Origin of the sequence: Rhodococcus sp. SBT000017, from assembly GCF_003688915.1 — a bacterium.
Taxonomy (GTDB): domain Bacteria; phylum Actinomycetota; class Actinomycetes; order Mycobacteriales; family Mycobacteriaceae; genus Rhodococcoides.
The window spans coordinates 4,295,499-4,321,724 of record NZ_REFU01000001.1 but is presented as its reverse complement, the minus strand read 5'-3'; the positions used below and the strand labels follow the sequence as shown (position 1 = coordinate 4,321,724).

Genomic DNA, 26,226 nt, shown 5'->3' with positions numbered 1-26,226 from the left:
GGGTGTCACGGGGCGTCGACGGGATAGAGATCGTCCACCCGTTCCTCGTCGAGAATCCAGCGATCCACCTCGTCGAGAGGTTCGACCGTGCGCACCGAGGTGACCGAGGCTTCGGGCGGGCGCTGTTCGGTTCGACCCGGCTCGGTGCCGACTGGTTCGGTGCGGATTGGTTCGGTGCGGACTGGTTCGGTGCGGACTGGTTCGGTGCGGACCGGCTCGGTACGGACCATCGGCGCGGGTGCCGGTATGTCGGGCGTGGGGAGTTTGGAGGTGGGGAGTTCGGCCCCAGGTGTCACGGGTTCGACTCTCGGGACCGCGATTGCCACCTCTTCGGGGGCGGGGTCTTCGTCGGCGATGTCGATCGTCTTCGGCAGTTCCGCCGGTATCCGAACGAGGATGCCGAGTCCGTGCGTCGCGGCCAACAAGCTCACCGGGGCGACGGTGGCAATGGCCGCGGACAGGGCTGGATGCAGTGTGCCGGCGTCGGAGATGAAGGCGTGCATGGCATTTGCGCCGATACTCACCAGAGCTGCCGTGATCAACACGCCCCAGAAGAAGCGTCGACCACTGCGTTGATCCTCGAATTGGGCGAGCGCGATGACGGAGATCGTGGCCTGCAGGATGGTGCCGTCGACGATCACCGGCCACAGCCAGGACAGTGAGCGCGGAACGCCTGCCATCGTGGCGAGATCCCACAGTGCGGCGAAGCTCAGCACGAAGGACGCAATTCCGATGACGGTGGTGATGACGACCGCACTGACGAGCGTCGCACGCAGGACCTTGTTCATGGATCGTCATGAAACACGATGCCACCGACAAGTTCGACGGATCGGGCGGGAGCTACCCTCGAGGCACCCGGCTATCGCGTGGTGAACGCGCCGCCGTTGCCGTGAAGCGTCTGACCGGTACTAGGCAGAGCACCCGCCGAGGAGAAGAACACTGCCACTGTGTTCACCGCCACCCGGGCCGTGCTCCACCCTCTCTACATCGATTGCGATTGAACGTGTTCAGGCCACGCGCATGCACTTGCCAGCGTCCTCGTGGCGCATCAACCCCAGGCGGGCGGCGTCCAGGTTTCGGCGAGGGCGAGGTTCTTCTGACTGCTCTGCGAGCTTTGCAAGTACTCGAGGAAAACCCGCAGCGCGGGTTGCCTGTTGTCAGCGCGCCAGACGATCGCATGTGGATAGACCGGGGTGGGATCGACGATCGGGATTCTGCGCAGATCGTAGGACTCGGGCCACAGATACCTGGACCCCTCACCGATCAGAGTGGATATAAGGGCAGAATTCGCAAGCTCTTCGAGAAGTACGTCCACGCCGAAACTTGTTCCGATCGAGTCGATTCGGATCCCGAACGTTCGGCCGAACTCGTCGTAATATGCACCCCAGTCGGTGTCCGAACGCACGCCTGGCATCCATATCCGGTGTGGACGAAGATCTGCGATGGAGACGGAAGCCTTGTCAGCAAGGGGATGCTTCGGCCCGGTGAGTAGTTGATGGCGATCGTCGATGACGCGCGTCGACCGAAGTTCGGCCGGAAGCGTTCGACTGCGCGTAGCGCTGATGGCGCGGAAAGTTGCGTCCACACTGCCGTCCAAGACGGCGTCGAGGGCAGCGTCGGTGTTTGCGTCGGGGAGGGTGACGACATCCAGATCGATCTGTGGGTGAATCCTGTGAAATGCCCGCAGTGAGGTCGCAGGAGCCGTGCGACGGTTGAGAACGTCGACCCGTAATGCTCTGTTGCCCAACGCCACCGAACCGACGGCCCGCTGTGCACTCTTGACCAGCTCGCGCGCATGGGGCAGGAAAGCCTGCCCGTCCACACTCAATCGGGCTCCCCTCCCGGAACGCACGAACAGCGAGACACCGAGGCTTCGTTCCAGTGCCGCAATGCGTTTGGATACAGCCTGTTGTGTCAGCCCCAACCCGTCAGCGGCAGCCTGGAACTGACCTCCGTCTGCGGCTGCCACGAACGTCCGCACGGCCTCCGTATCCACCGTCGAACCCTATACGGACAACCATCGGTTGTGACTCGCCGACCTCGAGGTTGTTTGCCGACCGCCAACGGGTGCAGTTTGCTCGACATGCCCATCCGGAAGAGGTTCGCAGAGAGGACCGCCATGAACTTCGCCGAAAAAGTGCAGCGCGCAATCATGCTCACAGCAAAAATCAGTACGATCCCCTACACCGACCAGCAGGCCATTCGAGAGGGCTGGCAGGAACTGACCGGACAAACTGTCGACGACGCCTTCCATCTCATTCCACCGGTCTTTTCGGACCACGGGATCAACATCCGCATCGGCGGAAATGTGTTCGTGAATCAGAACTGCCGCTTCAACGACATCGGCGGGATCGAAATCGATGACGACGTCATGCTGGGGCCCAATGTCAGCCTGATCACCTCGGGGCATCCGATCGAACCCGCCGGGCGACGGGCCGGAATCACCTCGGCACCGATCACGATAGGACGAAACGTCTGGATCGGAACATCAGCACTGATCCTGCAAGGCGTCACCATCGGCGCGGAAGCCATCATCGGTGCCGGCGCTGTCGTCACTCGCGACGTACCCCCTCGAACGTTGGTGGCCGGGGTGCCGGCAACTGTGGTCAAGACACTCGCCTGAGTTCTCGGTGCCATTCAGTTGGTCCCCAGCGCCCTCTCGAAAAGGGCGAGCAACCGGTCCCAGTGCCGCTGCAGCCCAGCCGGATCGAAGGCGTCCGTGTCGGACATCGTGAACCCATGAATTGTGCCGGGATAGATCTCGGAGTTGTAGCTCAACTGTGCGGCGTCCAACGCTCTATTTAATTCGTTCAGAGCCTCGGGCGTCAGATCGCCTGCGGCGTGGCCAAAATGGACTTCGGCGGTGATTTTCGCAAGCTCTTCGATTCGGTCCGCTGCCACCGGGCCATGGAATGCGGCAATCGCGGCAATCCGGCTCGGGTACACGGCGGCGGTTCGCGTCGCGAGCAGACCACCGATGCAGTAACCGACCACCCCAACTTCACCTGTGCTCACTTCAGGCTGTTCTTCAAGAAATTGTAGGTAGACCTCGGCGTCGCTGGAGACGCGCTCGGCAGTGTGCAGATGGATGAAAGGCATCAACTGGTCGACGAGTGCCGGCCGAATTTCTTCTCCGATGTGGTCGGGAAGCGCGACGAGGGGCGCTCGACCATGTCGGTAGAAGATGTTGGGAACGAGCACGTAGTAGCCATGGGCGGCCAACTTTTGTGCCATCTCACGAAGCACGGGCCGAGGACCGAACGCATCGGGATACATCAAAACGCCTGGGTGCGGCACCTGGTCATCTGGAAACGCGGCGAAGACGTCGGCGTGTCCATCCGCCATCGGGATCTGGAAAGTTTTGGTGGGCATGAATTCTCCTGTCGTGGTTGATTTTTCGATACCATCAACACAACAAGGCGGACCCCGCGCTCCCGTCAAAACAGGGCCGGGTCACCGATCCGTGTGTGGCGCAACGCCGTCCCGGTGGTCATTGCCAAAGAATAACGCGTCCGGAGCCGCCGACACCAGACTCGCGGAGATCGGTCGAGAACACTCCCGGAGGTGGACCGTGGATCACGACTGCTGGTCGACCCCGACGTCAGCCACCGGACGGTGCGTCCGGCTTCCTCGGCGCTACCCGAAGAGGCGGGGATGACGGAGATCGTTGTCGACGTCTCCGCATCCGCGGTACAGGAAGCTCAAGCGGTTCGGACGGCTCCGCGGTAGAAGTCGGCGCGATCGTGTGCAGACATTCCGCCCCACACGCCGTAGGGCTCGTTCGCCTCCAGGGCGTGCTGGCGGCATTGTTCGAGTACCGGGCAGCGGCCGCAGACCTGCTTGGCGGATTTTTCACGCGAGGTGCGGGCGCGTCCTCGTTCGCCTTCGGGATGGAAGAACACGGACGAGTCCAATCCGCGACACAGTCCGTCGAGTTGCCAGTCCCATACGTCTGCGTTGGGTACGGGAAGTTGGACCGGCCTGGCGGGTGCGCCTCGCACCATGAGCTGTCTCCTCACTGAAAAAGTGAACAAGCTCACTATCTCGCATTCGTCATACTTTTACAAGTCCTTTCGGTCATTCGTAGTACTTAAAAGCAAGCATGCTTGCTTGAGTTTTCTTCGATCAGTGACTCTCGGACATTCCCGCGCGCTTCTCGAGCTCCAGCAGAATGTGCTCGGCGATCTTGGTCGGGGGCGGACCGATGTCGACGACGATGGAGTTCTCGTCCTCACCCAGCGGCTCGAGGGTCGAGATCTGCGTGTCGAGCAGCGAGGACGGCATGAAGTGGTCCATCCGAGCATTGAGGCGACCGCTGATCCGATCCTTCGTTCCGGCCAGATGCACGAAGATCACCTCCGAACCCTCCCTCGACCCAGCAGCCAGCACGTCCCGATACGTCCGCTTGAGGGCCGAGCACGTCACGATCCCCGATCGGCCCGTCGTGGTGTGGTCGGTGATCCATTCCGCGATCACGTCGAGCCACGGCCACCTGTCCTCGTCGGTCAGCGGCTGACCGGCCGCCATCTTGGCCACGTTGGCGTCCGGATGCAGGTCGTCGCCCTCCTGCAGGTCCCATTTCAACGCGCCGGCGAGAATTCCCGCCACCGTCGACTTGCCCGAACCGGACACTCCCATCACTACGAGAACCGGATGATGCGCTCTGCCTGTCGTCTGTGATGCCATCCCTCGATACTGCTCCATCTCGCTCCGGCGGATCGGACAGACGCGAGAATCCGGGCAACCCGTGGGACGATCGGTCGGACATGAGCGAGACCAGCGACTTCCGCCAGCTTCACGATTCGGTGCTCGACGAGCTCGGTCGCGACATCGTGAGCGGCGCGATCCCGAGCGGGACCCGAATCTCGGCCGACGACGTCGCCGTGCGGTTCACGGTGTCGCGGACCGTCGTCCGGGAAGTGGTCCGCGTCCTGGAATCGCTGGGGTTGCTCACCGTGCGTCGGCGCGTGGGGATCACCGTGCAGGGCTCGCAGAACTGGAACTCCCTCGATCCGGTGGTCATTCGCTGGCAACTGGCCGGGCCCGCCCGCGCCGAGCAGTTGCTGCTGCTCAGCGAATTGCGTTCGGGCATCGAGCCTTTGGCGGCCAAGCTCGCGGCGCATCGAGCAACGCCCGAGCAATGCGGCGCGCTGACGGCCGCTGTCATCGGAATGTCGTCGACGTCCCGGGCCGCGGATTCCGACGCCTACCTCGAGCACGACAGCAATTTCCATCGCACATTGCTGGCGGCCTCGGGCAACCCGATGTTGCGGTCGATGTCCGACATCGTGGTGGAGGTGCTGGCCGGACGCACCCGGCATTCCCTGATGTCGCGGCAGGCCGACCCGGAGGCGATCCGGCTGCACGGCGTGGTCGCGTCGTCGATCCAATCCGGCGATGCAGACGGCGCGCAACGCGCCATGTTGGCCATCGTGACCAAGTCCGCTGCCTCGATGTCGGCGGCCTCCGGTGTGACTCCGTCGCCCGGTCTGGTCCCCGACCAGCAGTGATACATCACGCGCACAAAGCCAGGTACGCCGAGGCGGGGTTCATCGCCTAGATTCGACGGGTGACTGCTCTCGAATTGCCGCTCGAACTTCGCCGCGCACTCGTTGGAGTAGCTCGGACTCCGCGTCTGCTCGTCGCGTCCGATTACGACGGCACCATGGCGCCGATCGTCTCCGACCCGCAGAAGGCCTTCCCGCACCCAGAGTCGGTCAGCGCCATGCGCGGGCTCGCCTCCCTGGCCGGCACCAACGCTGCCGTCATCTCCGGACGTGCCCTCCGCGATCTCGCGATCCTCTCCCGCCTGCCGTCCGAGGTGCAGTTGGTGGGCAGTCACGGCAGTGAGTTCGACGCCGGATTCATCAACGCCATCGACGAGAACGCCAAGAAGCTCCTCACCGTCATCACCGGCGAACTCCAGGCCATCGCCGACGCCCATCCCGGCGTGAGTATCGAGACAAAGCCGGCCAGCGTCGCGCTGCACGTCCGCAATGCCGAGACCGCCGCCGGTGACGAAGCGCTCGCAGCGGTGCGATCCGGTGCCGCTGCGCGGGACGGCGTTCAGGTCACCGAAGGCAAGTCCGTCATCGAACTGGCCGTCATCGTCACCGACAAGGGCGTCGCCCTCGACATTCTTCGCCATCAGGAAGCCGCCACTGCCGCAGTCTTTTTCGGCGACGACGTCACCGACGAGAAGGCGTTCGGACACCTGCACGGGCCGGACATCGGCGTCAAGATCGGGCCGGGAGACACCCTCGCGGAGTTCCGGATCGACAGCACCGAGCAGGTCGCGCTCGCCCTGGCATTTCTGCTCGAAGAGCGACGGCAGTGGCTTTCGGGAGCCGACGCCCCACGCATCGAACGACTGACGATGTTGGCCAGCCCCAATGCCGTAGCGCTGCTGACCCCCGACGCCGACGTCACCTGGCTGTGCCACCCCGAACCCGATTCCGCAGCAGTGTTCGCGCACCTGCTCGGCGGCGATCAGGCCGGCCACTTCAGCGTCGGACCCACCCGCGCATCACTTCCGCTGAGTCAGCAGTACGTGGACGGCACGATGACGGTGCAGACCAAGTGGGCCAGCCTGCAGGTCACCGATTACCTGCCGCACGACATCGGCCAGGGCCAGACCGCGCTGACGCGAGTCATCACCGGCAAGGCCACCGCCGTGGTCACCTTCGCACCGCGTCCGGAATTCGGAAAGGCCTGGGCCTCACTCGAACCCGATGTCGACGGTCTCCGCATTCTCGGTACCGCAGATCCGATGGTGCTGCGCAGTCCCGGCGTCACCTGGAACATCGTCTCCGACGGATCTCAGCAGACGGCACACGCCGAGGTCGATCCGTCCGACGGACCGATCGTTCTCGAATTGCGGCTCGGCACAGACGATCTGACCGAATACCCGTGGGACGAGGTGGAGCGTCGCCGCGCCTCGGAGGCATACTGGAAGGACTGGGCCGACGGCCTGGACCTGCCTCCACTCAAGCGCGATCTGATGAAGCGATCGGCACTGACCCTCCGCGGCCTCGTACATGCCGAGTCCGGCTCGATCATGGCTGCGGCCACCACCTCACTGCCCGAGGACATCGGCGGAGTACGTAACTGGGACTACCGATACTGCTGGCTGCGCGACGCCGCACTCACCGCAACCGCGCTGGTCGACGTGGGATCGATGGCGGAGGCAGAGAACTACCTCTCCTGGATCCACGGTGTGCTCGAGTCGGTCTCCGGCCCCGAGCGTCTGCACCCGCTCTACACGATCTGGGGTCTCGGCCTACCGCCCGAGGCCGTCATCGACGAGCTGCCCGGCTACGCCGGCTCGCGTCCGGTACGCGTGGGAAATGCTGCCAATCAACAGGTTCAGCTGGACGTCTTCGGTCCCATCGTCGAACTGGTGTCCGCTCTCGCCCATGCACGCAAGGCCGCAGGATCGGACCACGTTCTGTCCGAAGACGATTGGGATCTCGTCCGCGCCATGGTCGAAGCCGTCGAGCGTCGGTGGTTCGAGCCCGACCACGGCATCTGGGAGATCCGCGACAACCCCCGTCACCACGTCTACTCCAAGGTGATGGGCTGGATCACCGTCGATCGCGCCATCCGACTCGCCGAAAAATTCGGTCGCACAACAGAACCCAGCTGGGCATCTCTGCGCGCGACCATCCGCGAGGAAGTGCTCGCCAACGGCTGGAACGAGGAAGTGCAGTCCTTCACCGCCGCGTACGACGGCACCGACCTCGACGCCGCCACGCTGTTCATCGGACTGTCCGGACTGATCGACCCGGCCGACCCACGCTTCGCGGCCACCGTCACCGCCACCGAAGCCGAACTGCGCAGCGGCTCGACCGTGTACCGATACCGCCACGACGACGGACTGCCCGGCGGCGAAGGTGGCTTCCACCTCTGTGCGGCCTGGCTCGTGGAGGCATACCTACTGGTGGGACAACGCGCCGAAGCCGAAGCACTGTTCGCCCAACTCGTCAGTGCTGCAGGGCCCACCGGACTGCTCAGTGAGGAATACGATCCCATCGCCGAACGATCCCTCGGCAACCATCCGCAGGCCTACAGTCACCTCGGTCTGCTGCGTTGCGCGAGATTGCTCAGCGCTCAGCCTGCTTGACCCCCGCCCCCCTTCCGCGTCAATGGCCCCTCCCTGGTTGGGATCAATGCGCCTTTGTTGCACTCAGAGCGACTGAATCTCACATTCATCCCGAACGGGGGGCGGGTGGGCGGGCAGAAGGCGGGCGGGCAGGAGAGCGGGCGGCAAAGGTCAGGCGATAGCGGGCGGCTGTTTCGGCGGCGGTCCTGCGGTTCGGCCGCGGAAGAGTTCGGTCGGCAGAGTTTCGGCGGCGACGATGCCCGAGTGGGAGGACGAGAGCACCAGTTTGCCTGCTCGACGGCCTTTTTCTTCGGCGTCTTGGCGCACGGTGGTGAGGTTCTCGCGGATGGCGTCGGAGATGCCGTCGAATCCGGTGACCGAGAGTTGGCTCGGCACATCGATTCCCGAGACTCGAGCGAAGTTGAGTGCGCCGAGGGCGATGACGTCGGTGGTGCAGAGCAGGGCGGTGGTTTCGCGGTTGGCCTGCAGCGCTTGGGCGGCCGCGGAGTGGCCGGAGCGGACGGTGTGGTCGAAGCGTTCGACGACGGTGAGGATGTCGGGGTCGAGTCCGGCGTCGATCATGGCTGCCTGGACTCCGGCGATGCGTTCGCGTTGGACGTGGAAGTGACTGTCCGCCAAGCGCCCCGGGGGTACGACGCCATCGCGGCGGTCGCGTCCGAGCCTCATGCACAGGACGGCGAGGTGCTCGTGCCCCTGTGAGATGAGATGTGCGGCAAGCATTTTCATCGCGCCTCGGTCGTCGATGGCGACGAGGGCCGCTTCGGGGATGTTGCGCGGCTGATCGCAGACGACGATCGGTAGGTGGCGTTCGCGAACGGCAGCGAGGTAGGGGTCGTCGTCGGCGACGGAGTAGACGACGAAGCCGTCGACTCCTGCTTGTTGGACGACGGCTGCGGCTTGCACGTCGTCGCGTTCGGCTCCGGCGGGGATAAGCAGTAGGCCCTGCCCTGCGGCTTCGCAGGATTCGGCGAGTCCAGCGAGGAAGCTCATCGCGGCGGGGTCGCGAAAGGAGTAGCTCAGGGCTTCGGTGAGGAGCAGCCCGATGGCTCCGGCCTTGCGGGTGCGCAGCGATCGCGCGACGGGGTCGGGGCCGGCGTATCCGCGGCGTTTGGCGGCCTGGAGGACGCGTTCGCGGAGTTCCGGAGAGAGCTGATCGGGTCGGTTGTAGGCGTTCGAGACGGTGGTGCGCGATACCTTCAGCTCGGCGGCGATCGACGCCAACGTCGCCTGACGTCGCGGTTCGCTTGACCTGACCATAACCGGGACGTTAGTCCCACAACACGGCGTAGAGAAACTCGAGGTCTCGTTCGTCCGATTCGATCCGTCACCCCACTGCGCGCTAGAGTACAACGGTAACGGTTTCCATTAGCGTCAAGTTCCGCTCACAGGAGTTCATCGATGTCGTCCACCCATCGCGCGTCCCGGACCAAGCTCACGGCTGCACTGGGCCTGACCTGCGCCGCAGCCCTCACACTCAGCGCGTGCAGCTCCACCGAATCCGCGAGCACCGAGTCGGCTCCGGCCACCGCCGTCGACGGACCGATCACGATCGTCGCGTCCACGAACGTCTGGGGAAGCGTCGCCGAGGCGGTTGCAGGCGACCTGGCGACAGTGACGTCGATCATCTCCGACCCGTCCGCGGACCCGCACTCCTACGAGGCGAGCCCCGCCGACGCGGCTTCCGTAGCCGAGGCGTCGCTCGTGGTCTACAACGGTGGCGGCTACGACCAGTTCATCGAGGACATCCTCGGATCCGAGGGCCAGGACGTGCCGTCGGTCGATGCCTTCTCCCTGCTCGAGGACAGCCACGATCACGACTCCGAGCCCGCCTCCGACGAAGCGACACCGGAAACAGAAGCAGAAGCAACGGACGATCACGGCCATTCGCACGGTGAGGTCAACGAACACGTCTGGTACAACGCCGAGGTGGCAGCGCACACCGCCGAGGAGATCGCCGACAAGCTCGGTCAGCTCGATCCCGACAACGCTGCGCAGTACACCGCCAACGCCGAGACGTTCCACGAGCAGGTCCACGGCATCACCGACGTGACGGCGAAGATCGCTGCCGATCACCCCGACGCACCGGTGGCGCAGACCGAGCCGATCGCGCACTACCTCATCGAGGAGTCCGATCTCGACGATCGCACCCCCGAGGATTTCAAGGACGCCATCGAGGAGGGCAACGACCCGTCTCCGGCATCGATCGCCGCAACGCGTGATCTGTTCACCTCGAAGTCCGTCCGCGCGCTGATCTACAACATCCAGACCGAAGATGCTGTGACACAGGACATTCGCTCCACCAGTGAGGCCGCGGGCATCCCCGTCGTCGAGGTCACCGAGACTCTGCCCGCCGGGATGACGTACCTCGAGTGGCAGACCAAGGCAGCGACGGATCTGCAGGCCGCCCTCGCAACCACCCCTTGAGCCGATCCGACTCCTGATCTCGGACCGGTTGATGGAAAGCTGTAGTACATGCCTGCTGTAGAACTGCGCGATGCCGGACTGGCGTTCGGTGAGCGCACGCTCTGGCAGAACCTGGATCTGGCGGTCGAGAAGGGCGAGTTCATCGCCGTTCTCGGCCCCAACGGGTCGGGCAAGACGTCTCTGCTCAAGGTGCTGCTGGGCCAGAATCACCTCACGTCCGGCACGGCCGCGATAGACGGCCATCCCGTCCGTCGCGGCCAGTCGGGCGTCGGCTACGTGCCCCAGCAACGCAACATCGACGACGATCTACCCCTGCGCGGACGCGACCTCGTCGGCCTCGGCTGGGACGGCCATCGGTGGGGCATGGGCCTGCGCGGCATGCGGCAACGCAAGGAGACGGTGCAGCGCGCGATCGATCAGGTCGACGCCAACTCCTTCGCGGGCGCTCCCGTGGGCTCGATGTCCGGCGGTGAACAGCAGCGGCTGCGCATCGCCCAGGCACTCGTCGGCGATCCGTCGGTCCTGCTGTGCGACGAGCCCCTGCTCAGCCTCGACCTCGCCAACCAGTCTCTGGTCTCGAGCCTCATCGATCGCCGACGGCGGGAGCACGGCACGGCAGTGCTGTTCGTGACGCACGAGATCAACCCGATCCTCCCGCTCGTCGATCGCATCGTCTACATCGTCGACGGCCGGTTCCGCATCGGCACTCCCGCCGATGTCATGACCACCGAGGTCCTGTCCGAGCTCTACGGCACCGAGGTCGAGGTGTTGAAGGTTCGCGGCCGGCTCATCGTGGTCGGAACCGGTGACTCCATCGATGCACTCGGCTCGGCCGGCGCTCACCATCCACCCGTGCCGCACGACAGAGAAGACAAGGCATGAACGAGAAGGTTCTCGACGCATTCTCGAAGATGCTCGACTTCGACACCACCGCCAATCTGCTGACCTACGACTTCGTCCAGCAGGCTCTGCTCGCCGCCGCGATCCTCGGATTGCTCGCCGGGGCGCTGGGCCCGCTGATCGTCAGCCGCCAGTGGGCGTTCGCGGTGCACGGATCGAGTGAGCTCTCGCTCACCGGCGCCTCTGCCGCACTGCTCGTCGGCATCACCGTCGGCCTCGGAGCCATCGTGGGGTCCGTGGTCGCGGCGGTGATGTTCGCCCTGCTCGGTAGCAAGGCCCGCGACCGCGACTCGGTCATCGGCGTCATCATGTCCTTCGGCCTCGGCTTGTCGGTGTTGTTCATCTGGCTCTATCCCGGCCGAACCGGCACCAGCTTCTCGCTGCTGATCGGCCAGATCGTCGGCGTCGGGCAGAGCGGGATCGAGTTGCTGCTGGTGTGCGCCGTCCTGGTGCTGATCGTCCTCACCGTGGTCTATCGGCCGCTGCTGTTCGCCAGCACCGACCCCGAGGTGGCGCTGGCCCGCGGCGTCCCCGTCCGCGCACTCTCGGTGGTCTTCGCCGTGCTCGTCGGCGTCGCCTGCGCACTGGGCGTCCAGATCGTCGGAGCGCTGCTGGTGCTCTCGCTGCTGATCACTCCCGCCGCAGCCGCCGCACGGGTCACTGCCAGCCCACTCAAAGCGACGCTGCTGTCCATCCTGTTCGCCGAGATCGCCGCCGTCGGAGGCATCCTGCTCTCCCTCGCCCCCGGGCTTCCGGTGTCGACGTTCGTCACCACCATCTCCTTCGTGATCTATCTCGTCTGCCGTGCGATCGGCGGAACCCGCAAGGCCAATTCCGGACGGCTGGTTCCCGCCTAGGATGACGAGGGTGTCCATCGACCTCAACGCCGATCTCGGCGAAAGCTACGGTGCATGGACTCTCGGGGACGACGACGCGATGCTCGCCCTGGTATCGAGCGCCAACGTTGCGTGCGGCTTCCATGCCGGTGATCCCACCACTCTGCTGCGTACGTGCCGTTCGGCCTCGAACGCAGCCGTGCGGATCGGTGCGCAGGTGGGCTATCACGACCTCGCCGGATTCGGCAGACGCTTTCTCGACGTCTCCTCGGCCGATCTCACCGCCGACGTGATCTATCAGATGGGTGCACTCGACGCACTCGCTCAGGTCTCCGGTTCGGCCGTTGCCTACGTCAAACCACACGGCGCGCTGTACAACGCGATCGTGCACCATCGCGTTCAGGCCAAGGCCGTGGTCGACGCCGTTCTCGCCTACGACCCCACGCTGCCGGTGCTCGGCCTGCCCGGTTCGGTGTTCCTCGACGAAGCGGAGCGAGCCGGGCTTCGCACTGTCACCGAGGCTTTCGCCGACCGCGCGTACACCCCGCAGGGAACGCTGGTGGCCCGCTCGGAACCTGGCGCCGTGCTGTCCGATCCCGACGCCGTCGCCCGGCGCGTGCTGACCATGATCACCGACGGCACCACCCTGGCGGTCGACGGCTCGCCCATCGACATTGCCGCCGAGTCGATCTGCCTGCACGGCGACTCCCCCGGCGCGGTCGCGATGGCAACGGCCGTGTCGGAACTGCTGCGCGGCAACGGCATCGACGTGACAGCCTTCGTCTGATGCGCATTGTTCCGGCGGGTGAGAATGCAGTACTCGTCGAGTTCGACGGGCTGGACGAGACCATGGCGTATTACCGCTCTCTGACGGCCGATCCACCGTCTCGAGTCGCCGATCTGGTTCCCGCCGCCCGCACCGTGCTGGTGATGTTCGACGGGCCGAAGCAGCCGATACTGGACTGGATCTCGGCCACCGAACCCGCAGTCGACGTGGACGACGACCGGTCCGACACCGTGACTATCTCGGTGGTATACGACGGCGAAGACCTCGACGAGGTGGCCCGACTGACCGGCCTGTCCACCACCGAAGTCGTTGCCGCACATACCGATCAAGCGTGGATCGTTGCGTTCGGCGGCTTCGCACCCGGCTTCGGCTATCTCGTCGGCACCGACGCCCGGCTGCACGTTCCGCGGCGCACGTCGCCGCGCACCAGCGTCCCGGCCGGCTCGGTGGGGCTGGCGGGTGACTTCTCGGGCATCTATCCGCGCTCCTCCCCCGGCGGCTGGCAACTGATCGGGCGCACCGACGCGCAACTGTGGAACCTGGACCGCGATCCACCCGCGCTGCTGCGGCCCGGCACCACCGTTCGATTCGAGCAGGCATGAGAGCCCTGACCGTTCTGCAGACGGGACCACTGTGCACCGTCCAGGATCGCGGGCGCCCAGGGTATGCGTCGATCGGTGTGGGGCGCTCGGGGGCCGCAGATCGGCTCTCGCACGATGCCGCGAACCGATTGGTGGGCAACAACTCCGACGCCGCCACGCTGGAAGTGACCTTCGGTGGCCTGAACCTCCGCGCCGAGTTCGACGCCGTCGTGGCCGTCACCGGGGCACACGTGATCTGCCGCGTGGACGGCACCCTGCAAGGATTGAATTCGACGCTCGTGGTCCGAGCCGGACAGGTACTGGAATTGACCACGCCCACATGGGGTCTGCGGAGTTACCTGGCCGTGCGGGGTGGGATCGACGTCCCCGCCGTCCTCGGCAGCCGTGCGACGGACACGATGTCCGGTCTCGGACCGGCAGCGCTCTCCGCCGGCGATGTTCTGAACGTCGGCAACGGCAGCGGGGAATGGCCCGCCGCGGATTTCGTACCGCCGCCATCGACCCGAGCCACATTGCACGTCACGTTCGGGCCGCGCGAGAACTGGTTCACCGAGAGCACCCGATCGCTGCTGCTGGAGCAGCCGTGGACGGTCACGCCGGACACCGATCGCGTCGGAATCAGGCTCGACGGCTCCGAGCCGCTGGTTCGCGCACTCGACAGCGAATTGGCCAGTGAGGGAATGGTTCTCGGCGCTCTACAGGTTCCACCGTCGGGGCAGCCGGTGTTGTTTCTCGCCGACCATCCCGTCACGGGCGGTTATCCGGTGATCGCCGTCGTCACCGCGGCCGACGTGTCCGCTGCCGCACAACTGACGCCCGGAACGCAGATACGCTTTCGCGCTGTCGGTTGATTCCGGCCCCGGACAACCTCACACCCCTTTTGTCGACCTCGCACACCGGCTATCGCGTGAGCGAGGGTGTGAGGTTCGCAGAAAGGGTGTGAGGTCCGTGCCTACCCGCGACGCTGACGAGCGATGTCGGCCAGTACGACGCCCGCGGCGACGGATGCGTTGAGTGATTCCACCGGCCCCGCCATCGGGATCGACAGAATGTGATCGCAGGTCTCGCTGACCAGACGCGACAGGCCCTTGCCCTCGGATCCGACGACGATGACGACCGGACCCTTACCGTCGAAGGTGTCGAGTTCGGTGTCGCCGCCCGCGTCGAGGCCGACGACGGTGACGCCCTTGGACTGCCAATCCTTGAGCGTACGAGTCAGATTCACTGCTCGCGCGATGGGCAGGCGAGCTGCGGCACCGGCACTGGTTCGCCATGCCACTGCGGACACGCTGGCACTGCGACGCTGCGGAATCACGACGCCGTGACCACCGAAGGCAGCCACCGATCGCACGACGGCACCGAGGTTGCGCGGGTCGGTGATGTTGTCGAGCGCCACGAGCAGCGCCGGCTCCTGGTGCGTGCGCGCGTTCGAGATCAGATCGTCGGGGTGCGCGTAGCGGTACGGCGGCACCTGGAGGGCCAGGCCCTGGTGCAGTCCGTTGGCGCTGAGCTTGTCCAGATCCGAACGAGGAACTTCGAGGATGGAGATCCGCGCATCGCCTGCGCGCTGTACGGCTTCCTTGAGTCGATCGTCGCTGTCGGTACCGACGGCAACCCACAGTGCGGTGGCGGGCACGCCTGCACGCAGGCACTCGACCACCGGGTTGCGACCGAGTACCACCTCGGGACCGTCTTCGGCCTTGCGTCCGGCCGGTCGTCCACCCGCGCGGCCACCGGTGTTGCCGCCGCGGTTCGTTGCGGACTTCTCGGCGAGCTTGGCCCGACGCGCGGCGGGATGCTTGGTGCGCTCGGAGGCGGGAGGCGTCGCGCCGCGCCCCTCGAGGCCCTTCCGACGCTTGCCGCCGGATCCGGCGACCTGTCCCTTCTTGGTGCCGTCCTTGCGGATTGCGCCGCGCCTACTCGAATTGCCTGCCATCACAAACCTGCTTCGTCGGTCTTACTCGTACCCAGCGACCATTCGGGCCCGTTGGGTGTATCTGTCACGTCGACCCCGGCTTTCGCAAGTCGATCGCGTATGTCGTCGGCGGCGGCCCAGTCCTTGGTCGCCTTCGCCGTTGCTCGACGCTCCAGCTCGGCCTGGACCAGGACGCCGAGGGCGCCGAGAGCTGCTGCGTCGGAACCACTGTCTTTGCTCCAGTGCGGATCGAGCGGGTCGACACCGAGGATGTCGAGCATCGCGCGCACACTGCCTGCGTACTCCACCGCTGCCGGTAGGTCACCGGATTCGAGTGCGGTGTTGCCCAGGGTGACGGTGGCATGAATCTCGGCCAGCGCCTTGGGAACTGCGAGGTCGTCGTCGAGAGCCTCGGCGAATCCGGCCGTCCACTTGCCCATCGGCACCTCACCGGCTCGTTCGACGGCTCGTTTGACGAACCCTTCGATGCCCCGGTACGTCACGGCCGCGGTCTCGAGTGCGGTATCGGAGTACTCCAGCATCGAGCGGTAGTGCGCTCCACCGAGGTAGTACCGAAGCTCTTGCGGCCGAACCTTTTTCAGCACGTTCGGCACCGAGAGCACGTTGCCGAGAGACTTCGACATCTTCTCGCCGCCCATCGTCACCCACCCGTTGTGCAGCCAGTACCGCGAGAAGCCGTCTCCGGCCGCCATGGACTGCGCGCGCTCGTTCTCGTGATGCGGGAACACCAGATCCAGCCCGCCGCAGTGGATGTCGAAATCCGAACCGAGGTAGTTCTCCGCCATCGCCGAGCACTCGAGATGCCAGCCCGGACGGCCGGGGCCCCACGGCGTCGGCCACGCCGGCTCGTCGGGCTTCGCGCCCTTCCACAGCGTGAAGTCGCGCGGGTCACGCTTGCCCTCGGCGACGCTCTCACCCTGGTGTACGTCGTCGAGCTTGTGCCCGGACAGTGCGCCGTAGCTCGGGAAGCTCTGCACGTCGAAGTAGACGTCGCCGCAGTCGTCGGCGTAGGCGTGGCCGCGTTCGATCAGACGCTCGATCATCTGGACCATCTGGGTGATGTGCCCGGTCGCACGCGGCTCGGCGGACGGCGGGAGCACCCCGAGCCGGTCGTAGGCCCAGGTGAAGGATCGCTCGTAGGTAGCAGCCCACTCCCACCACGGACGGCCCGCGTCACGCGCCTTGTTGAGAATCTTGTCGTCGATGTCGGTCACGTTGCGAACGAATGCGACGTCGTAATCGTGCGCCAGCAACCAGCGGCGCAGTACGTCGAACGCGACGCCGCTGCGCACGTGGCCGATATGAGGTTCGCCCTGCACCGTTGCCCCACACAGGTACACCGATGCATGGCCAGGGACCAAGGGGGTGAATTCCCGCAGGGCCCTCGTCTCGGTGTCGTGTAGGTGAAGGGTCACGACCAGCAATGCTACCGGTGGTTTTACCTCGTCATGACAAGTGCGGTCGCGATGGCCGCGATTCCTTCACCGCGACCGGTCAGCCCGAGCCCGTCGGTGGTGGTCGCAGACACCGATACAGGCGCACCGAGCACCCGCGAAAGAACTTCCTGGGCCTCGACGCGGCGCGGTCCGATCTTGGGCCGATTGCCGATGATCTGCACCGCTGCGTTCCCGATCGCGAATCCGTCCGCGTCGAGCAGGCGCTTGACCTCGGTCAACATGGCAGCTCCACTGACCCCGTCCCATTCCGGACGACCGGTCCCGAACACCGATCCGAGATCGCCCAGTCCGGCCGCGGACAGCAGCGCGTCGCACAGGGCGTGCGAGGCCACGTCGCCGTCGGAATGCCCGTCGAGTCCGTCTGCGTCCTCGAACAACAAGCCGGCCAGCCAACAGGGCCGACCGGGAGCAATGGGATGGACGTCGGTGCCTATGCCGACTCTCACAGCTCGTCTCGACTGTTCACAGCAGCGCCTTTGCCAGTAGCAGGTCGTGTGGAGTGGTGATCTTGAACGCGAGTGCATCGCCGACGATGGAGTGCACCGTCTCGCCGATGCGCTCGACGAGGCCCGCGTCGTCGGTGGAGATGTCGGATGTTGCGTCGTACGCGCGGCGCAGGACGTCGGCGTCGAAGCCCTGCGGGGTCTGCACCGAGCGCAGACTCGCGCGGTCCGGGGTACCGACCACTGCGCCCATGATGTCGACTTCCTTGATGGTGTCGACGACCGGGAGAACCGGAATGACGGCGGAGCGTCCGGCTCGTACCTCGGCCACGACGCGGGCGATCAGCGTCGGTGGGGTGAGGGCCCGGGCTGCATCGTGGACGAGCACGACGGCTGCGTCGCCGACAGCGGCGAGACCGGCGCGTACCGAATCGGTCCGCTCGAGCCCTCCGGCCACGACGGTGACGTCGTCACCGACATGACGGCGGGCCGCGTCGAGCAGCTCGGCCGGCACGATGACGACGATGCGATCGACGGCACCCGAGGCCCGGAGACCGTCGACGGACCGAGTCAGAAGAGAGTCGGTACCCAGACAGACGAATGCCTTCGGCTCGTCGTAGCCGAGCCGAAGGCCTTTGCCTGCTGCGGGTACCAGGGCGACCACGTCGCCGGCAGTACCGTTCACTTTATGAAGCTGTAGCGAGAACTTCGTCGAGCATGGTGTCGGCCTTGGCCTGATCCGTTCCCTCGGCGAGTGCGAGTTCGCCGACCAGAATCTGACGTGCCTTGGCGAGCATGCGCTTCTCGCCCGCCGACAGTCCGCGATCCTGCTCGCGTCGCCAGAGATCGCGGACGACCTCGGCAACCTTGTTCACGTCACCGGAAGCGAGCTTCTCCAGGTTGGCCTTGTATCGGCGCGACCAGTTGGTGGGCTCTTCGGTGTGCGGCGCGCGGAGCACCTGAAAGACTTTGTCGAGACCTTCTTGCCCGACGACGTCGCGAACGCCTACGTATTCTGCGTTGTCCGCGGGAACTCGAACGGTGAGGTCGCCTTGCGCGACCTTGAGAACCAGATACTCTCTCGGTTCACCCTTGATGGTGCGTGTCTCTATCGCTTCGATCAGCGCCGCTCCGTGATGGGGGTAAACGACGGTGTCTCCGACCTTGAAAATCATGTGACAAGTGCCCCTTTCGATTTACCCAGAATACCACGGCTCATATCAACGGTGCAGGTCAGGGGCATAGTGGTGCCGAATCAGGGGTTGACACAGACGGATCGACGTGTATCCGGGGCCACATTTTCCCGTGAGTCGTTCCGCGGTTCCCACTCCTGACAGGCACCCTCACCTGGCGTCATCGGGCCGCTGGCCGACCCCACGAGCGGCCGGTGGACGAGAACTACTACTCTGCCTAGTGGACGAGATGGACCGAGCCGGCCCGGCACCACATGGAGGACGACCGAAGTGACTGCAATAGACGCTGCGACACCGCTTGGCCGCCATCGCAGGACGGCCGCCGCCCTCGCTCTTCTCGCCGGTGGCGCGTTGGCCCTCACCGCGTGCGGCGCAGGTCAGATCTCCCAGACTGCGACTCAGGTCGCCGCGGTCAACGGCAACTCCGTCGACGTCGGAGACATCCAGCTGCGCAACGTGCACGTCGTTTACCCCACCTCCGAGGAATACAGCATCGAGCCCGGCGGCACCGTCGAGCTCGGCTTCACGGCCATCAATTCCAACCCGACCGTGGCCGACGAGCTGACCGACATCTCCTCCCCCGAGGCTCAGGTCACCATCGTCGACGAGGCGGAAGCAGGCAGCAACGAGATCGCTCCGCTGACCGCGCTCGGCGCAGGTTCGCCCGCGGATGTTCAGCTCGACGATCCGCTGCTGCCGATCCAGCTGATCAAGGTGGAGATGGCCGACATCTCCGAGAACGTTCGACCGGGCCTGACGCTGCCGGTCACGTTCGAGTTCGCGAACGCGGGCGAGGTCGTCGTCAAAGTTCCGGTCGATGCCGGTCACGAGCTCGAGCGCGACGAGTCCGCGGTAACCGAGCACAGCGAAGGCGAATAGCCGCCGCCCCGACCCTGTCGGCGCCGATCGTTAGGCTCTCGGCGTGGTCAAACTGAAGTCGAGCTACCGCTGCTCTGCGTGCCGTCACTCGGTCTCGAAGTGGGTCGGTCGCTGCCCCGAATGCGGTGACTGGGGCTCGATGGACGAGGTCCAGGCCACTGCCGCTCCGCTCGCGACACGCGCAGGTGCATCGGCCCTGCGTTCGGGCGGCGGGGCCATGATTCCCACCACGCCCGCCGCGGCTCTGACGACCATCAGCAGTGCCACCTCACAAGCCAACACCACCGGGATCGACGAGTTCGATCGCGTTCTGGGTGGCGGCCTCGTCCCCGGTTCGGTCGTGCTCCTTGCCGGCGAGCCCGGAGTCGGCAAGTCGACGCTGTTGCTCGAGGTGGTGCATCGGTGGGCCCGCTCGGCACCCGATCGCCGCGCGCTCTACGTCACCGGCGAGGAGTCGGCGGGTCAGGTGCGGTTGCGGGCCGATCGAACCGGCGCGGTACACGAGCGCGTCTTCCTCGCCGCCGAGTCCGACCTCGCCACCGTCTTCGGCCACGTGGAGCAGGTCAAGCCCAGCCTGCTGATCGTCGACTCCGTGCAGACGATGCTCGCCGCAGACGTCGACGGCGTCATTGGCGGCGTCACCCAGGTCCGCGCCATCACGAGTGCGCTGACCACGCTGGCCAAGACGACCGGGGTTGCGGTGCTGCTCGTCGGACACGTCACCAAGGAAGGTGCGGTGGCAGGTCCGCGGTCGCTCGAGCATCTCGTCGACGTGGTGCTCAACTTCGAGGGTGACAAGCACTCCACCCTGCGGATGATTCGCGGCGTCAAGAACCGATTCGGCGCATCCGACGAGGTCGGCTGTTTCGAGCTGCGCGAAACCGGGATCGTCGGCATCAGTGATCCGTCGGGGCTGTTCCTGCATCACCGGGGCGACGCCGTGCCCGGAACTGCCGTGACCGTCACGATGGACGGCAAACGGCCCTTGTTGGCCGAGCTGCAAGCGTTGATCGTCGACACCGCGATGCCGTCGCCTCGGCGGGCGGTCAGCGGGCTCGATCACGCCCGCGTGGCGATGATCCTTGCCGTGCTGGAACGCCGCTGCGGGGTCAAAGTGTCCAAGGCGGAGGTCTACGCGGCGACGGTCGGCGGGATGCGCACCAGCGAACCGTCCGCCGATCTTGCGCTGGCCGCGGCGGTGGCATCGGCGGTCCGCGATCAACCACTTCCGCCGGGCATGGTGATTCTGGGCGAAGTGGGCCTGGCAGGCGAGGTGCGCCGCGTCGCCGGGCTGGGTCGCCGTCTCGCCGAGGCCGCGCGATTGGGGTTCAACTACGCCATCGTCCCCGAGGACGCCGGTCCCATACCGGACGGCATCAAGGTCAAGACCGTCACGAACGTCGGCGAGGCGTTGACCTACACGCGTATGCGGCCCGTATGACACCGGGCAGTATTCTTTGTCTGACTGCCCGCATGTAGCAGCGCAGTATTCTTTGTCTGACTGCCCGCATGTAGTTGCGCAGTACTCTTTGTTCGCACAGTATCCGCAGCCCGAGCCCGAGCCGCTGCCATGACACGAGGGGGTTGGCCATGGAGGGCACCACGCCGTCCCCAGCGTTGCGCGAGACCATCGCCCGGCTTGCACCGGGAACCGCCCTGCGCGACGGTCTCGAGCGAATTCTGCGCGGCCGCACCGGCGGCCTGATCGTCCTCGGATACGACGACGAGGTCGAGGCGATCTGCGACGGCGGGTTCGAGCTCGATGTCGAGTTCGCGCCCACCAGACTTCGCGAGCTGTCCAAAATGGATGGCGCAGTGGTGCTTTCGACCGACGGCAAGCGAATCGTGCGCGCCAATGTGCAGCTCGTACCCGACCACAAGATCCCCACCGTCGAATCCGGCACCCGACACCGCGCCGCCGAGCGAACTGCCATGCAGACCGGCTACCCCGTCGTCTCGGTGAGCCAGTCGATGAGCATCGTCAGCGTCTACATCGGCGGTATCAGGCACGTCGTTGAGGGCTCGGCCACCATCCTCTCGCGCGCCAATCAGGCCGTCGCGACGCTCGAACGCTACAAGGCCCGACTCGACGACAACACCCGCCAACTCTCTGTCGTCGAGATCGAGGACTTCGTGACCCTGCGCGACGCCCTGACCGTCGCGCAGCGCCTCGAGATGGTGCGGAGAGTGTCGGTGGAGATCGAGCAGAACGTCCTCGAACTCGGCACCGACGGCAGGCAGCTCGCCCTCCAGCTCGAAGAGTTGTTGGGCGACAACGACGTCGATCGCCAACTGATCGTCCGTGACTACCTCGCCGGCAACGAACCGTCGAGCACCACCGGAGTCGAGAAGGCGCTGGCCGCACTGGACAAGCTGACCGACGTCGATCTGCTGGATCTGACGACGCTGGCCCGCGCCTTCGGATATCCCGCGACCATAGAGGCCCTCGACACTCCGATGAGCCCCCGCGGGTACCGGGTGCTCACCCGAGTTCCGAGGTTGCAGTTCAGCCAGATTCACCGACTGGTCGGCGCGTTCGGCACCCTGCAGGGGCTGCTCGCGGCTACCGCAGCCGACCTGCAGTCCGTCGACGGCATCGGTGGACTGTGGGCTCGTCACATCCGTGAAGGCCTCTCCAGACTGGCCGAGGCGTCGATCTCGGGGCCGTACGACTAGGACGCCTTCTTCTTGGTCCCCGGCAGGAAGCCTGCGTCGATCACGGCTTTCACAAACGGCCGGGCACTGGTGATCAATTGCTCGGCGTCCGGGACGTTCTTCCACACGGCCGACGCCATGATGTCGGTGCGATCCTCGATGTGCTGATCGAGCGCGACGCCGTCATCGGTCAACGTCTCTCCCTCGGGGGAGATTGTGAGCAGTCCGCGGGCAGCGAGTCGTTCAGCGGCAGAATCCCATTCGCTCTCGGACCATTCCCGGGTGAGCTGCGTGATGCGTTTGCCGAGCGCTCGACGGCCTGGCTGCGGGGCCGTGCGGTCGGCCTCGTGGAAGACGGCGGCTTCCGTGGGGTCGAGCTCTGCGTCGATCAGTGCGGCGAGGTGGCCGTCACCGCGCCACTCACGCAGGACGGTGATCGAGTGCCAGAGGGCCAGGTGCGGTGCCTCGGGTCGATCGGCGGAGTGCCACGCGGCGGCGAGCGGTCGGCCCGCGAACGAGGCGGTGTCGCCGATATCGCCCAGACGGCCCGCCAACGTTGTGAGCGCAGGGTCGTTTGCCAGGGGGCCGAGTGCCGTTCCCAGAACGGAGTCGAGCAGGGTCCACCGACGATCGGACACCGTCTCGAGACCGACGGCCACGGCGGCAGGCCACGCACGCTCGATCAGTACCGGATTGAAGTTGTAGAACGCAGCAGCGACGACACTCGGCGCGCACGGACCCATCGGGGCCGCCCGAGCGCCGACGTACCAGGCGTGCCCGTCGAGGCCGGTGTCCTCGTACGCCGATCCCAGTTCGGGGTTGAAGTACGCGGTGACGTGGAAGGGTTCGAGCGTCTTGTAGGCGGCGCGGGCGAGAGCTGTCGAGGTCGTCATGAGATTCGACCGTACTCAGCCGGTGATGTTGAACGGCTCCGGCACGCTCTTGAGCTCGCCGAGCTGGGCGATCGCCTGGTAGGCACCGACACCGACCGGGATGCGCTCCTCGCCACAGCCGGGAACCGAGTTGGTGCCGGACCACTTGACGGTGAAGCCGGCCTGTTCGCCGGGCTTGAAGGTGCGCAGATCCGACGCGGCGTTGGGGAAGCAGTCGATGTTGGACCAGATGCGCTGATTGTCGAGGGTGTAGACGAGTGCCTGCTGCAGCCCGGCACCGACATCGCGCTGGCATTCGGTGGAGCCGATGTTGGTGATGACCACGGTGAACACGGGCTCTTCGCCCAGACGGTAGGTGGCCTTCTCCGGCGTCACCTTGATCGCAAGCGATTGATCCGGGCACTGGTTGGAGATCACGGGAGCCGGCGCACCGCTGGTGGGCGCAGCTGCGCCACCACCGGCAGCGGAGTCGGTGGCTCCACCCGAGCCGCCGGAACCACCGGATCCACCCGAACCGCCGCCGGAACCACCCGCTCCGGCGGAATCGGCGTCGGAGGCAGAAGAGCTGGGTGACGGCAGCGCCGAGGATGTCGCCGGAGCCGCAACGACGCCTGCGGGAGCGGCCTCGGTGTCGTCGGAACCGCCACTGAGCGAGGCGATGAACCACACGATCAATCCGAGGACGACAACGGCCGCACCGATAGCGAGCGCACGGCGTCGCCAGTAGATTTCGGGAGGCAAAGGCCCGGTCGGTTCCAACACGAATCAACCGTATGCGGACGAAGCCACGCTATCCCTGAGCCCACACGGCGTGTCGCGTCAGCGAACTCACCGAAATGGGATCCGAGCTGATTCAGGCAGGCATTTCGCCGATGTCGCCGATGACCTCACGCAACTGCGCATGTCCCTTCGACAGTTGGTAGGTGAGGCCGACGATCGCGAGTTCCCCGGCTTCGACCTTCTCGGCGACGATCCGCGAGCGCTGCATCAGCAGATTGCCGGTCTCCTCGACGTGCCGAGCCTCGAACTCGTCGACGGCCTGGTAGCCGTCGCGGCGGGCCGAGAGCACCGACGGGGTGACGCGTTCGACGACGTCGCGGATGTACCCACCGGGTACGTCGCCACTCTCGAGGGCGTCGACGGTCGCCTTGACTGCACCGCAGTGATCGTGGCCCAGCACCACGATCAGCGGGGCCGCCAGTACGGCGACGCCGTACTCGATGGAGCCCAGAACCGCGGAATCGACCACGTGACCGGCGGTGCGCACGACGAACATGTCGCCGAGGCCCTGGTCGAAGATGATCTCGGCAGCAACACGCGAGTCGGCGCAACCGAAGAGGATGGCACTGGGGTGCTGAGCACTTTCGAGGCGAGCACGATCCTCGATACCCTGCGACGGGTGCAGGACCTCTCCGGAGACAAACCGTTGGTTGCCTTCCTTGAGGGACTTCCAGGCAGCGATCGGATTCGAAGCAGGCATGTGTTTCATTGTGCACGCGCAGCGGGCGCACGGCGAGTTGGGTGCACGTGGATCGAGTTACCGGCGAGTCGGGTTGACTACTGTTGGGACCGATCACAGACACGACGAGAAGGGCGACCACTTGCCGATCGATGCCGACGCTCTGCTCGGGTGGTTCGACACCGACGGACGCGATCTGCCGTGGCGGCGACCCGGCGTCAGCGCGTGGCAGATCCTGATGAGCGAGATCATGCTGCAGCAGACGCCGGTGGTGCGGGTCGCGCCGATCTGGGAGCAGTGGGTGCAGCGTTGGCCGGTGCCGTCGGCGATGGCCGCGTCCTCTCAGGCCGAGGTGCTCCGCGCGTGGGGCAAGTTGGGCTATCCGCGTCGAGCATTGCGGTTGCACGAGTGTTCCCGCGTGCTCGCCGAGGAGCACGGCGACGAGGTACCTGCCGACGTCGAGACACTGCTGGGCCTGCCGGGTATCGGTGCGTACACCGCGCGCGCAGTGGCGTGTTTCGCCTACGGTCAGCGAGTTCCGGTGGTCGACACCAATGTTCGACGCGTCGTGGCGCGTGCGTTGCACGGCAACGCCGAGCCGGGGAATCCCTCCACCTCGCGGGACCTGGCCGACGTCGAGCAGCTGCTCCCGGAGAGCGTCCCGCGCGCCGCCCGCTACTCGGCGGCGTTGATGGAACTGGGCGCACTGATCTGTACCGCCAAGAATCCGGCATGCCTGCTGTGCCCGCTGCCGGAGTGCGCCTGGATCGAAGCAGGCAGGCCCGCGCACACCGGCCCGGCCAAGAAGGTCCAGAAGTTCGCGGGCACGGATCGTCAGGTGCGCGGAAAACTCATGTCGGTACTGCGTGAGAGCACCGGACCGGTCGAGCGCGCCCAACTCGACATCGTCTGGCCCACCGACCCGACGCAACGCGACCGAGCTCTCGATTCACTGCTGACCGACGGATTGATCGAACAGACCGAGTCGGGATTGTTCGCCCTCGCGGGTGAGGGTTCGGACGGCTAACTCCGGCCGTTTGCGTCGAACCATGCTCTGCCGAGCAACAATCGGTCCACCAGAGCGGCCGCCTCGATCTCGTCGATCTGCCCGACCATCGTCATCGTCCCCAAACCGTGCAACGCGGCCATGAGCAGCCGAGCCTCCGCGACGGCGTCGATTCGATCCGAGCCGCTCTCCGCTGCGGCCTGCCCGATCATGTGGGTCAGAACCGACTCCAGCACAGCAAGATTGGCGCGATACGCAGCCTGCGCCAGGTCCGGTTCCCGGATCGCCAAGGATGCGAACGACACTCCCAGCCGATGGAAGCGCCTGCCCTCGTCGTCTGTCGGCAACACCGAACGGGCGAACATCTGCAGGCGTCGGGCTGCCGAAGCGCCGGCGATCGCGTCGATCCGGGATCGAGAGTCCGCGTAGCCACGCTCGGAGAAGCGCGTCAAAACGGCGTCGAGCAGCCCTGCCTTGGAGTGGAAGTAGTACTGAACCAGACGCAGCGACACCTCGGCTGCCGCGGCGGCGCTCCGCATCGTCAGCGCCTCCAGCCCATCGACGGTCGCGACCCGCTCCGCAGCTACCAGAATCTGCTCTCGTCGATCTTCGCCGGCCATCTTCCGCCCACCTC

The 26,226-nt window shown here is 65.8% G+C and carries 28 protein-coding genes; 13 read left to right on the top strand and 15 right to left on the bottom strand.

All coding sequences use genetic code 11. From position 1 onward, the window contains the following. Positions 1-5 precede the first annotated feature (5 nt). On the bottom strand, positions 6-788 hold the full coding sequence (locus tag AYK61_RS20455; RefSeq protein WP_121872175.1) for a DUF2637 domain-containing protein: 783 nt from the start codon (positions 786-788) through the stop codon (positions 6-8). Positions 789-1,048: 260 nt separating this feature from the next. Continuing rightward, positions 1,049-1,996 carry a LysR family transcriptional regulator gene (locus tag AYK61_RS20450; protein ID WP_121872174.1) on the bottom strand — a complete coding sequence of 316 codons (948 nt, stop codon included), beginning with the start codon at positions 1,994-1,996 and terminating at the stop codon, positions 1,049-1,051. Between the two features lie 123 nt (positions 1,997-2,119). Here AYK61_RS20450 and AYK61_RS20445 point away from each other — a divergent pair, with 123 nt between their 5' ends. Next, the gene (locus AYK61_RS20445; RefSeq protein WP_183130373.1) at positions 2,120-2,623 is read left to right on the top strand and encodes a sugar O-acetyltransferase; all 504 of its coding nucleotides are present in this window, start codon (positions 2,120-2,122) and stop codon (positions 2,621-2,623) included. A gap of 14 nt (positions 2,624-2,637) precedes the next feature. Here AYK61_RS20445 and AYK61_RS20440 read toward each other — a convergent pair whose 3' ends face one another. The 3 genes from AYK61_RS20440 to AYK61_RS20430 form a co-directional block, all read right to left on the bottom strand. Continuing rightward, complete coding sequence (locus tag AYK61_RS20440) at positions 2,638-3,372, bottom strand: dienelactone hydrolase family protein (RefSeq protein ID WP_121872173.1); 735 nt, start codon at positions 3,370-3,372, stop codon at positions 2,638-2,640. A 329-nt stretch (positions 3,373-3,701) separates the two neighbouring features. After that, positions 3,702-4,004, bottom strand: coding sequence for a WhiB family transcriptional regulator (locus AYK61_RS20435; RefSeq protein WP_008713079.1), 303 nt, complete (start codon positions 4,002-4,004; stop codon positions 3,702-3,704). 121 nt (positions 4,005-4,125) lie between these two features. Continuing rightward, positions 4,126-4,686, bottom strand: a complete 561-nt coding sequence (locus AYK61_RS20430; RefSeq protein ID WP_121872172.1) for a gluconokinase — start codon at positions 4,684-4,686, stop codon at positions 4,126-4,128. Positions 4,687-4,766: 80 nt separating this feature from the next. Here AYK61_RS20430 and AYK61_RS20425 point away from each other — a divergent pair, with 80 nt between their 5' ends. Both AYK61_RS20425 and otsB read left to right on the top strand, forming a co-directional pair. Then, entirely contained in the window at positions 4,767-5,510 is a 744-nt protein-coding gene (locus AYK61_RS20425) for a FadR/GntR family transcriptional regulator (RefSeq protein WP_121872171.1), read from the top strand. A 59-nt stretch (positions 5,511-5,569) separates the two neighbouring features. Further along, positions 5,570-8,122: a trehalose-phosphatase gene (gene otsB, locus AYK61_RS20420; RefSeq protein ID WP_121872170.1), complete on the top strand. Its 2,553-nt coding sequence runs from the start codon at positions 5,570-5,572 to the stop codon at positions 8,120-8,122. A 150-nt stretch (positions 8,123-8,272) separates the two neighbouring features. Here otsB and AYK61_RS20415 read toward each other — a convergent pair whose 3' ends face one another. Then, entirely contained in the window at positions 8,273-9,379 is a 1,107-nt protein-coding gene (locus tag AYK61_RS20415) for a LacI family DNA-binding transcriptional regulator (protein WP_121872169.1), read from the bottom strand. A gap of 141 nt (positions 9,380-9,520) precedes the next feature. Here AYK61_RS20415 and AYK61_RS20410 point away from each other — a divergent pair, with 141 nt between their 5' ends. Genes AYK61_RS20410 through AYK61_RS20385 form a run of 6 tightly spaced genes read left to right on the top strand, consistent with a single transcriptional unit; the run spans position 9,521 to position 14,522 of the window. Then, entirely contained in the window at positions 9,521-10,546 is a 1,026-nt protein-coding gene (locus AYK61_RS20410; RefSeq protein WP_121872168.1) for a metal ABC transporter solute-binding protein, Zn/Mn family, read from the top strand. Between the two features lie 48 nt (positions 10,547-10,594). Beyond that, positions 10,595-11,428, top strand: a complete 834-nt coding sequence (locus AYK61_RS20405) for a metal ABC transporter ATP-binding protein (protein WP_121872167.1) — start codon at positions 10,595-10,597, stop codon at positions 11,426-11,428. Further along, entirely contained in the window at positions 11,425-12,303 is an 879-nt protein-coding gene (locus tag AYK61_RS20400) for a metal ABC transporter permease (RefSeq protein ID WP_121872166.1), read from the top strand. Before AYK61_RS20405 ends, AYK61_RS20400 begins: the two co-directional genes overlap by 4 nt. A gap of 1 nt (position 12,304) precedes the next feature. After that, the gene (locus AYK61_RS20395) at positions 12,305-13,069 is read left to right on the top strand and encodes a LamB/YcsF family protein (protein WP_121872165.1); all 765 of its coding nucleotides are present in this window, start codon (positions 12,305-12,307) and stop codon (positions 13,067-13,069) included. Beyond that, positions 13,069-13,671 carry a 5-oxoprolinase subunit PxpB gene (gene pxpB / locus AYK61_RS20390; protein ID WP_121872164.1) on the top strand — a complete coding sequence of 201 codons (603 nt, stop codon included), beginning with the start codon at positions 13,069-13,071 and terminating at the stop codon, positions 13,669-13,671. The genes AYK61_RS20395 and pxpB overlap by 1 nt, the downstream gene beginning before the upstream one ends. Then, positions 13,668-14,522, top strand: a complete 855-nt coding sequence (locus tag AYK61_RS20385) for a biotin-dependent carboxyltransferase family protein (protein ID WP_121872163.1) — start codon at positions 13,668-13,670, stop codon at positions 14,520-14,522. The genes pxpB and AYK61_RS20385 overlap by 4 nt, the downstream gene beginning before the upstream one ends. 101 nt (positions 14,523-14,623) lie before the next feature. On the opposite strand, the gene rlmB is transcribed toward AYK61_RS20385, so the two are convergent. Genes rlmB through AYK61_RS20360 form a run of 5 tightly spaced genes read right to left on the bottom strand, consistent with a single transcriptional unit; the run spans position 14,624 to position 18,682 of the window. After that, positions 14,624-15,607 carry a 23S rRNA (guanosine(2251)-2'-O)-methyltransferase RlmB gene (gene rlmB, locus AYK61_RS20380; protein WP_121872162.1) on the bottom strand — a complete coding sequence of 328 codons (984 nt, stop codon included), beginning with the start codon at positions 15,605-15,607 and terminating at the stop codon, positions 14,624-14,626. Beyond that, on the bottom strand, positions 15,607-17,022 hold the full coding sequence (cysS, locus tag AYK61_RS20375) for a cysteine--tRNA ligase (protein WP_121872948.1): 1,416 nt from the start codon (positions 17,020-17,022) through the stop codon (positions 15,607-15,609). The genes rlmB and cysS overlap by 1 nt, the downstream gene beginning before the upstream one ends. A 23-nt stretch (positions 17,023-17,045) precedes the next feature. Further along, complete coding sequence (ispF, locus tag AYK61_RS20370; RefSeq protein WP_121872161.1) at positions 17,046-17,510, bottom strand: 2-C-methyl-D-erythritol 2,4-cyclodiphosphate synthase; 465 nt, start codon at positions 17,508-17,510, stop codon at positions 17,046-17,048. Positions 17,511-17,526: 16 nt separating this feature from the next. Next, positions 17,527-18,192 carry a 2-C-methyl-D-erythritol 4-phosphate cytidylyltransferase gene (gene ispD / locus AYK61_RS20365; protein ID WP_121872160.1) on the bottom strand — a complete coding sequence of 222 codons (666 nt, stop codon included), beginning with the start codon at positions 18,190-18,192 and terminating at the stop codon, positions 17,527-17,529. Position 18,193: 1 nt separating this feature from the next. Further along, positions 18,194-18,682, bottom strand: coding sequence for a CarD family transcriptional regulator (locus tag AYK61_RS20360; protein WP_027494344.1), 489 nt, complete (start codon positions 18,680-18,682; stop codon positions 18,194-18,196). A gap of 288 nt (positions 18,683-18,970) precedes the next feature. Between AYK61_RS20360 and AYK61_RS20355 the strand changes: the two genes are divergently transcribed. From AYK61_RS20355 to disA, 3 genes are all read left to right on the top strand, one after another. After that, on the top strand, positions 18,971-19,579 hold the full coding sequence (locus AYK61_RS20355; RefSeq protein ID WP_121872159.1) for a hypothetical protein: 609 nt from the start codon (positions 18,971-18,973) through the stop codon (positions 19,577-19,579). Between the two features lie 43 nt (positions 19,580-19,622). Continuing rightward, complete coding sequence (radA, locus tag AYK61_RS20350; RefSeq protein ID WP_037195051.1) at positions 19,623-21,020, top strand: DNA repair protein RadA; 1,398 nt, start codon at positions 19,623-19,625, stop codon at positions 21,018-21,020. 149 nt (positions 21,021-21,169) lie between these two features. Then, on the top strand, positions 21,170-22,255 hold the full coding sequence (gene disA, locus AYK61_RS20345; protein ID WP_121872158.1) for a DNA integrity scanning diadenylate cyclase DisA: 1,086 nt from the start codon (positions 21,170-21,172) through the stop codon (positions 22,253-22,255). Here disA and AYK61_RS20340 read toward each other — a convergent pair. From AYK61_RS20340 to AYK61_RS20330, 3 genes are all read right to left on the bottom strand, one after another. Continuing rightward, positions 22,252-23,127: an SCO6745 family protein gene (locus AYK61_RS20340; protein ID WP_121872157.1), complete on the bottom strand. Its 876-nt coding sequence runs from the start codon at positions 23,125-23,127 to the stop codon at positions 22,252-22,254. The genes disA and AYK61_RS20340 overlap by 4 nt on opposite strands. A gap of 15 nt (positions 23,128-23,142) precedes the next feature. Then, positions 23,143-23,889: a hypothetical protein gene (locus AYK61_RS20335; protein WP_121872156.1), complete on the bottom strand. Its 747-nt coding sequence runs from the start codon at positions 23,887-23,889 to the stop codon at positions 23,143-23,145. Between the two features lie 91 nt (positions 23,890-23,980). After that, positions 23,981-24,607, bottom strand: coding sequence for a carbonic anhydrase (locus AYK61_RS20330; protein ID WP_037195038.1), 627 nt, complete (start codon positions 24,605-24,607; stop codon positions 23,981-23,983). A gap of 121 nt (positions 24,608-24,728) precedes the next feature. On the opposite strand from AYK61_RS20330, the gene AYK61_RS20325 reads away from it, so the two are divergent. Next, positions 24,729-25,613, top strand: a complete 885-nt coding sequence (locus AYK61_RS20325; RefSeq protein ID WP_121872947.1) for an A/G-specific adenine glycosylase — start codon at positions 24,729-24,731, stop codon at positions 25,611-25,613. Here AYK61_RS20325 and AYK61_RS20320 read toward each other — a convergent pair. Then, a complete protein-coding gene (locus AYK61_RS20320) occupies positions 25,610-26,212 on the bottom strand; it encodes a TetR/AcrR family transcriptional regulator (protein ID WP_121872155.1) in 603 nt (200 codons plus the stop codon). The two genes, AYK61_RS20325 and AYK61_RS20320, sit on opposite strands and share 4 nt — an antisense overlap. Between the last annotated feature and the right edge of the window lie 14 nt (positions 26,213-26,226).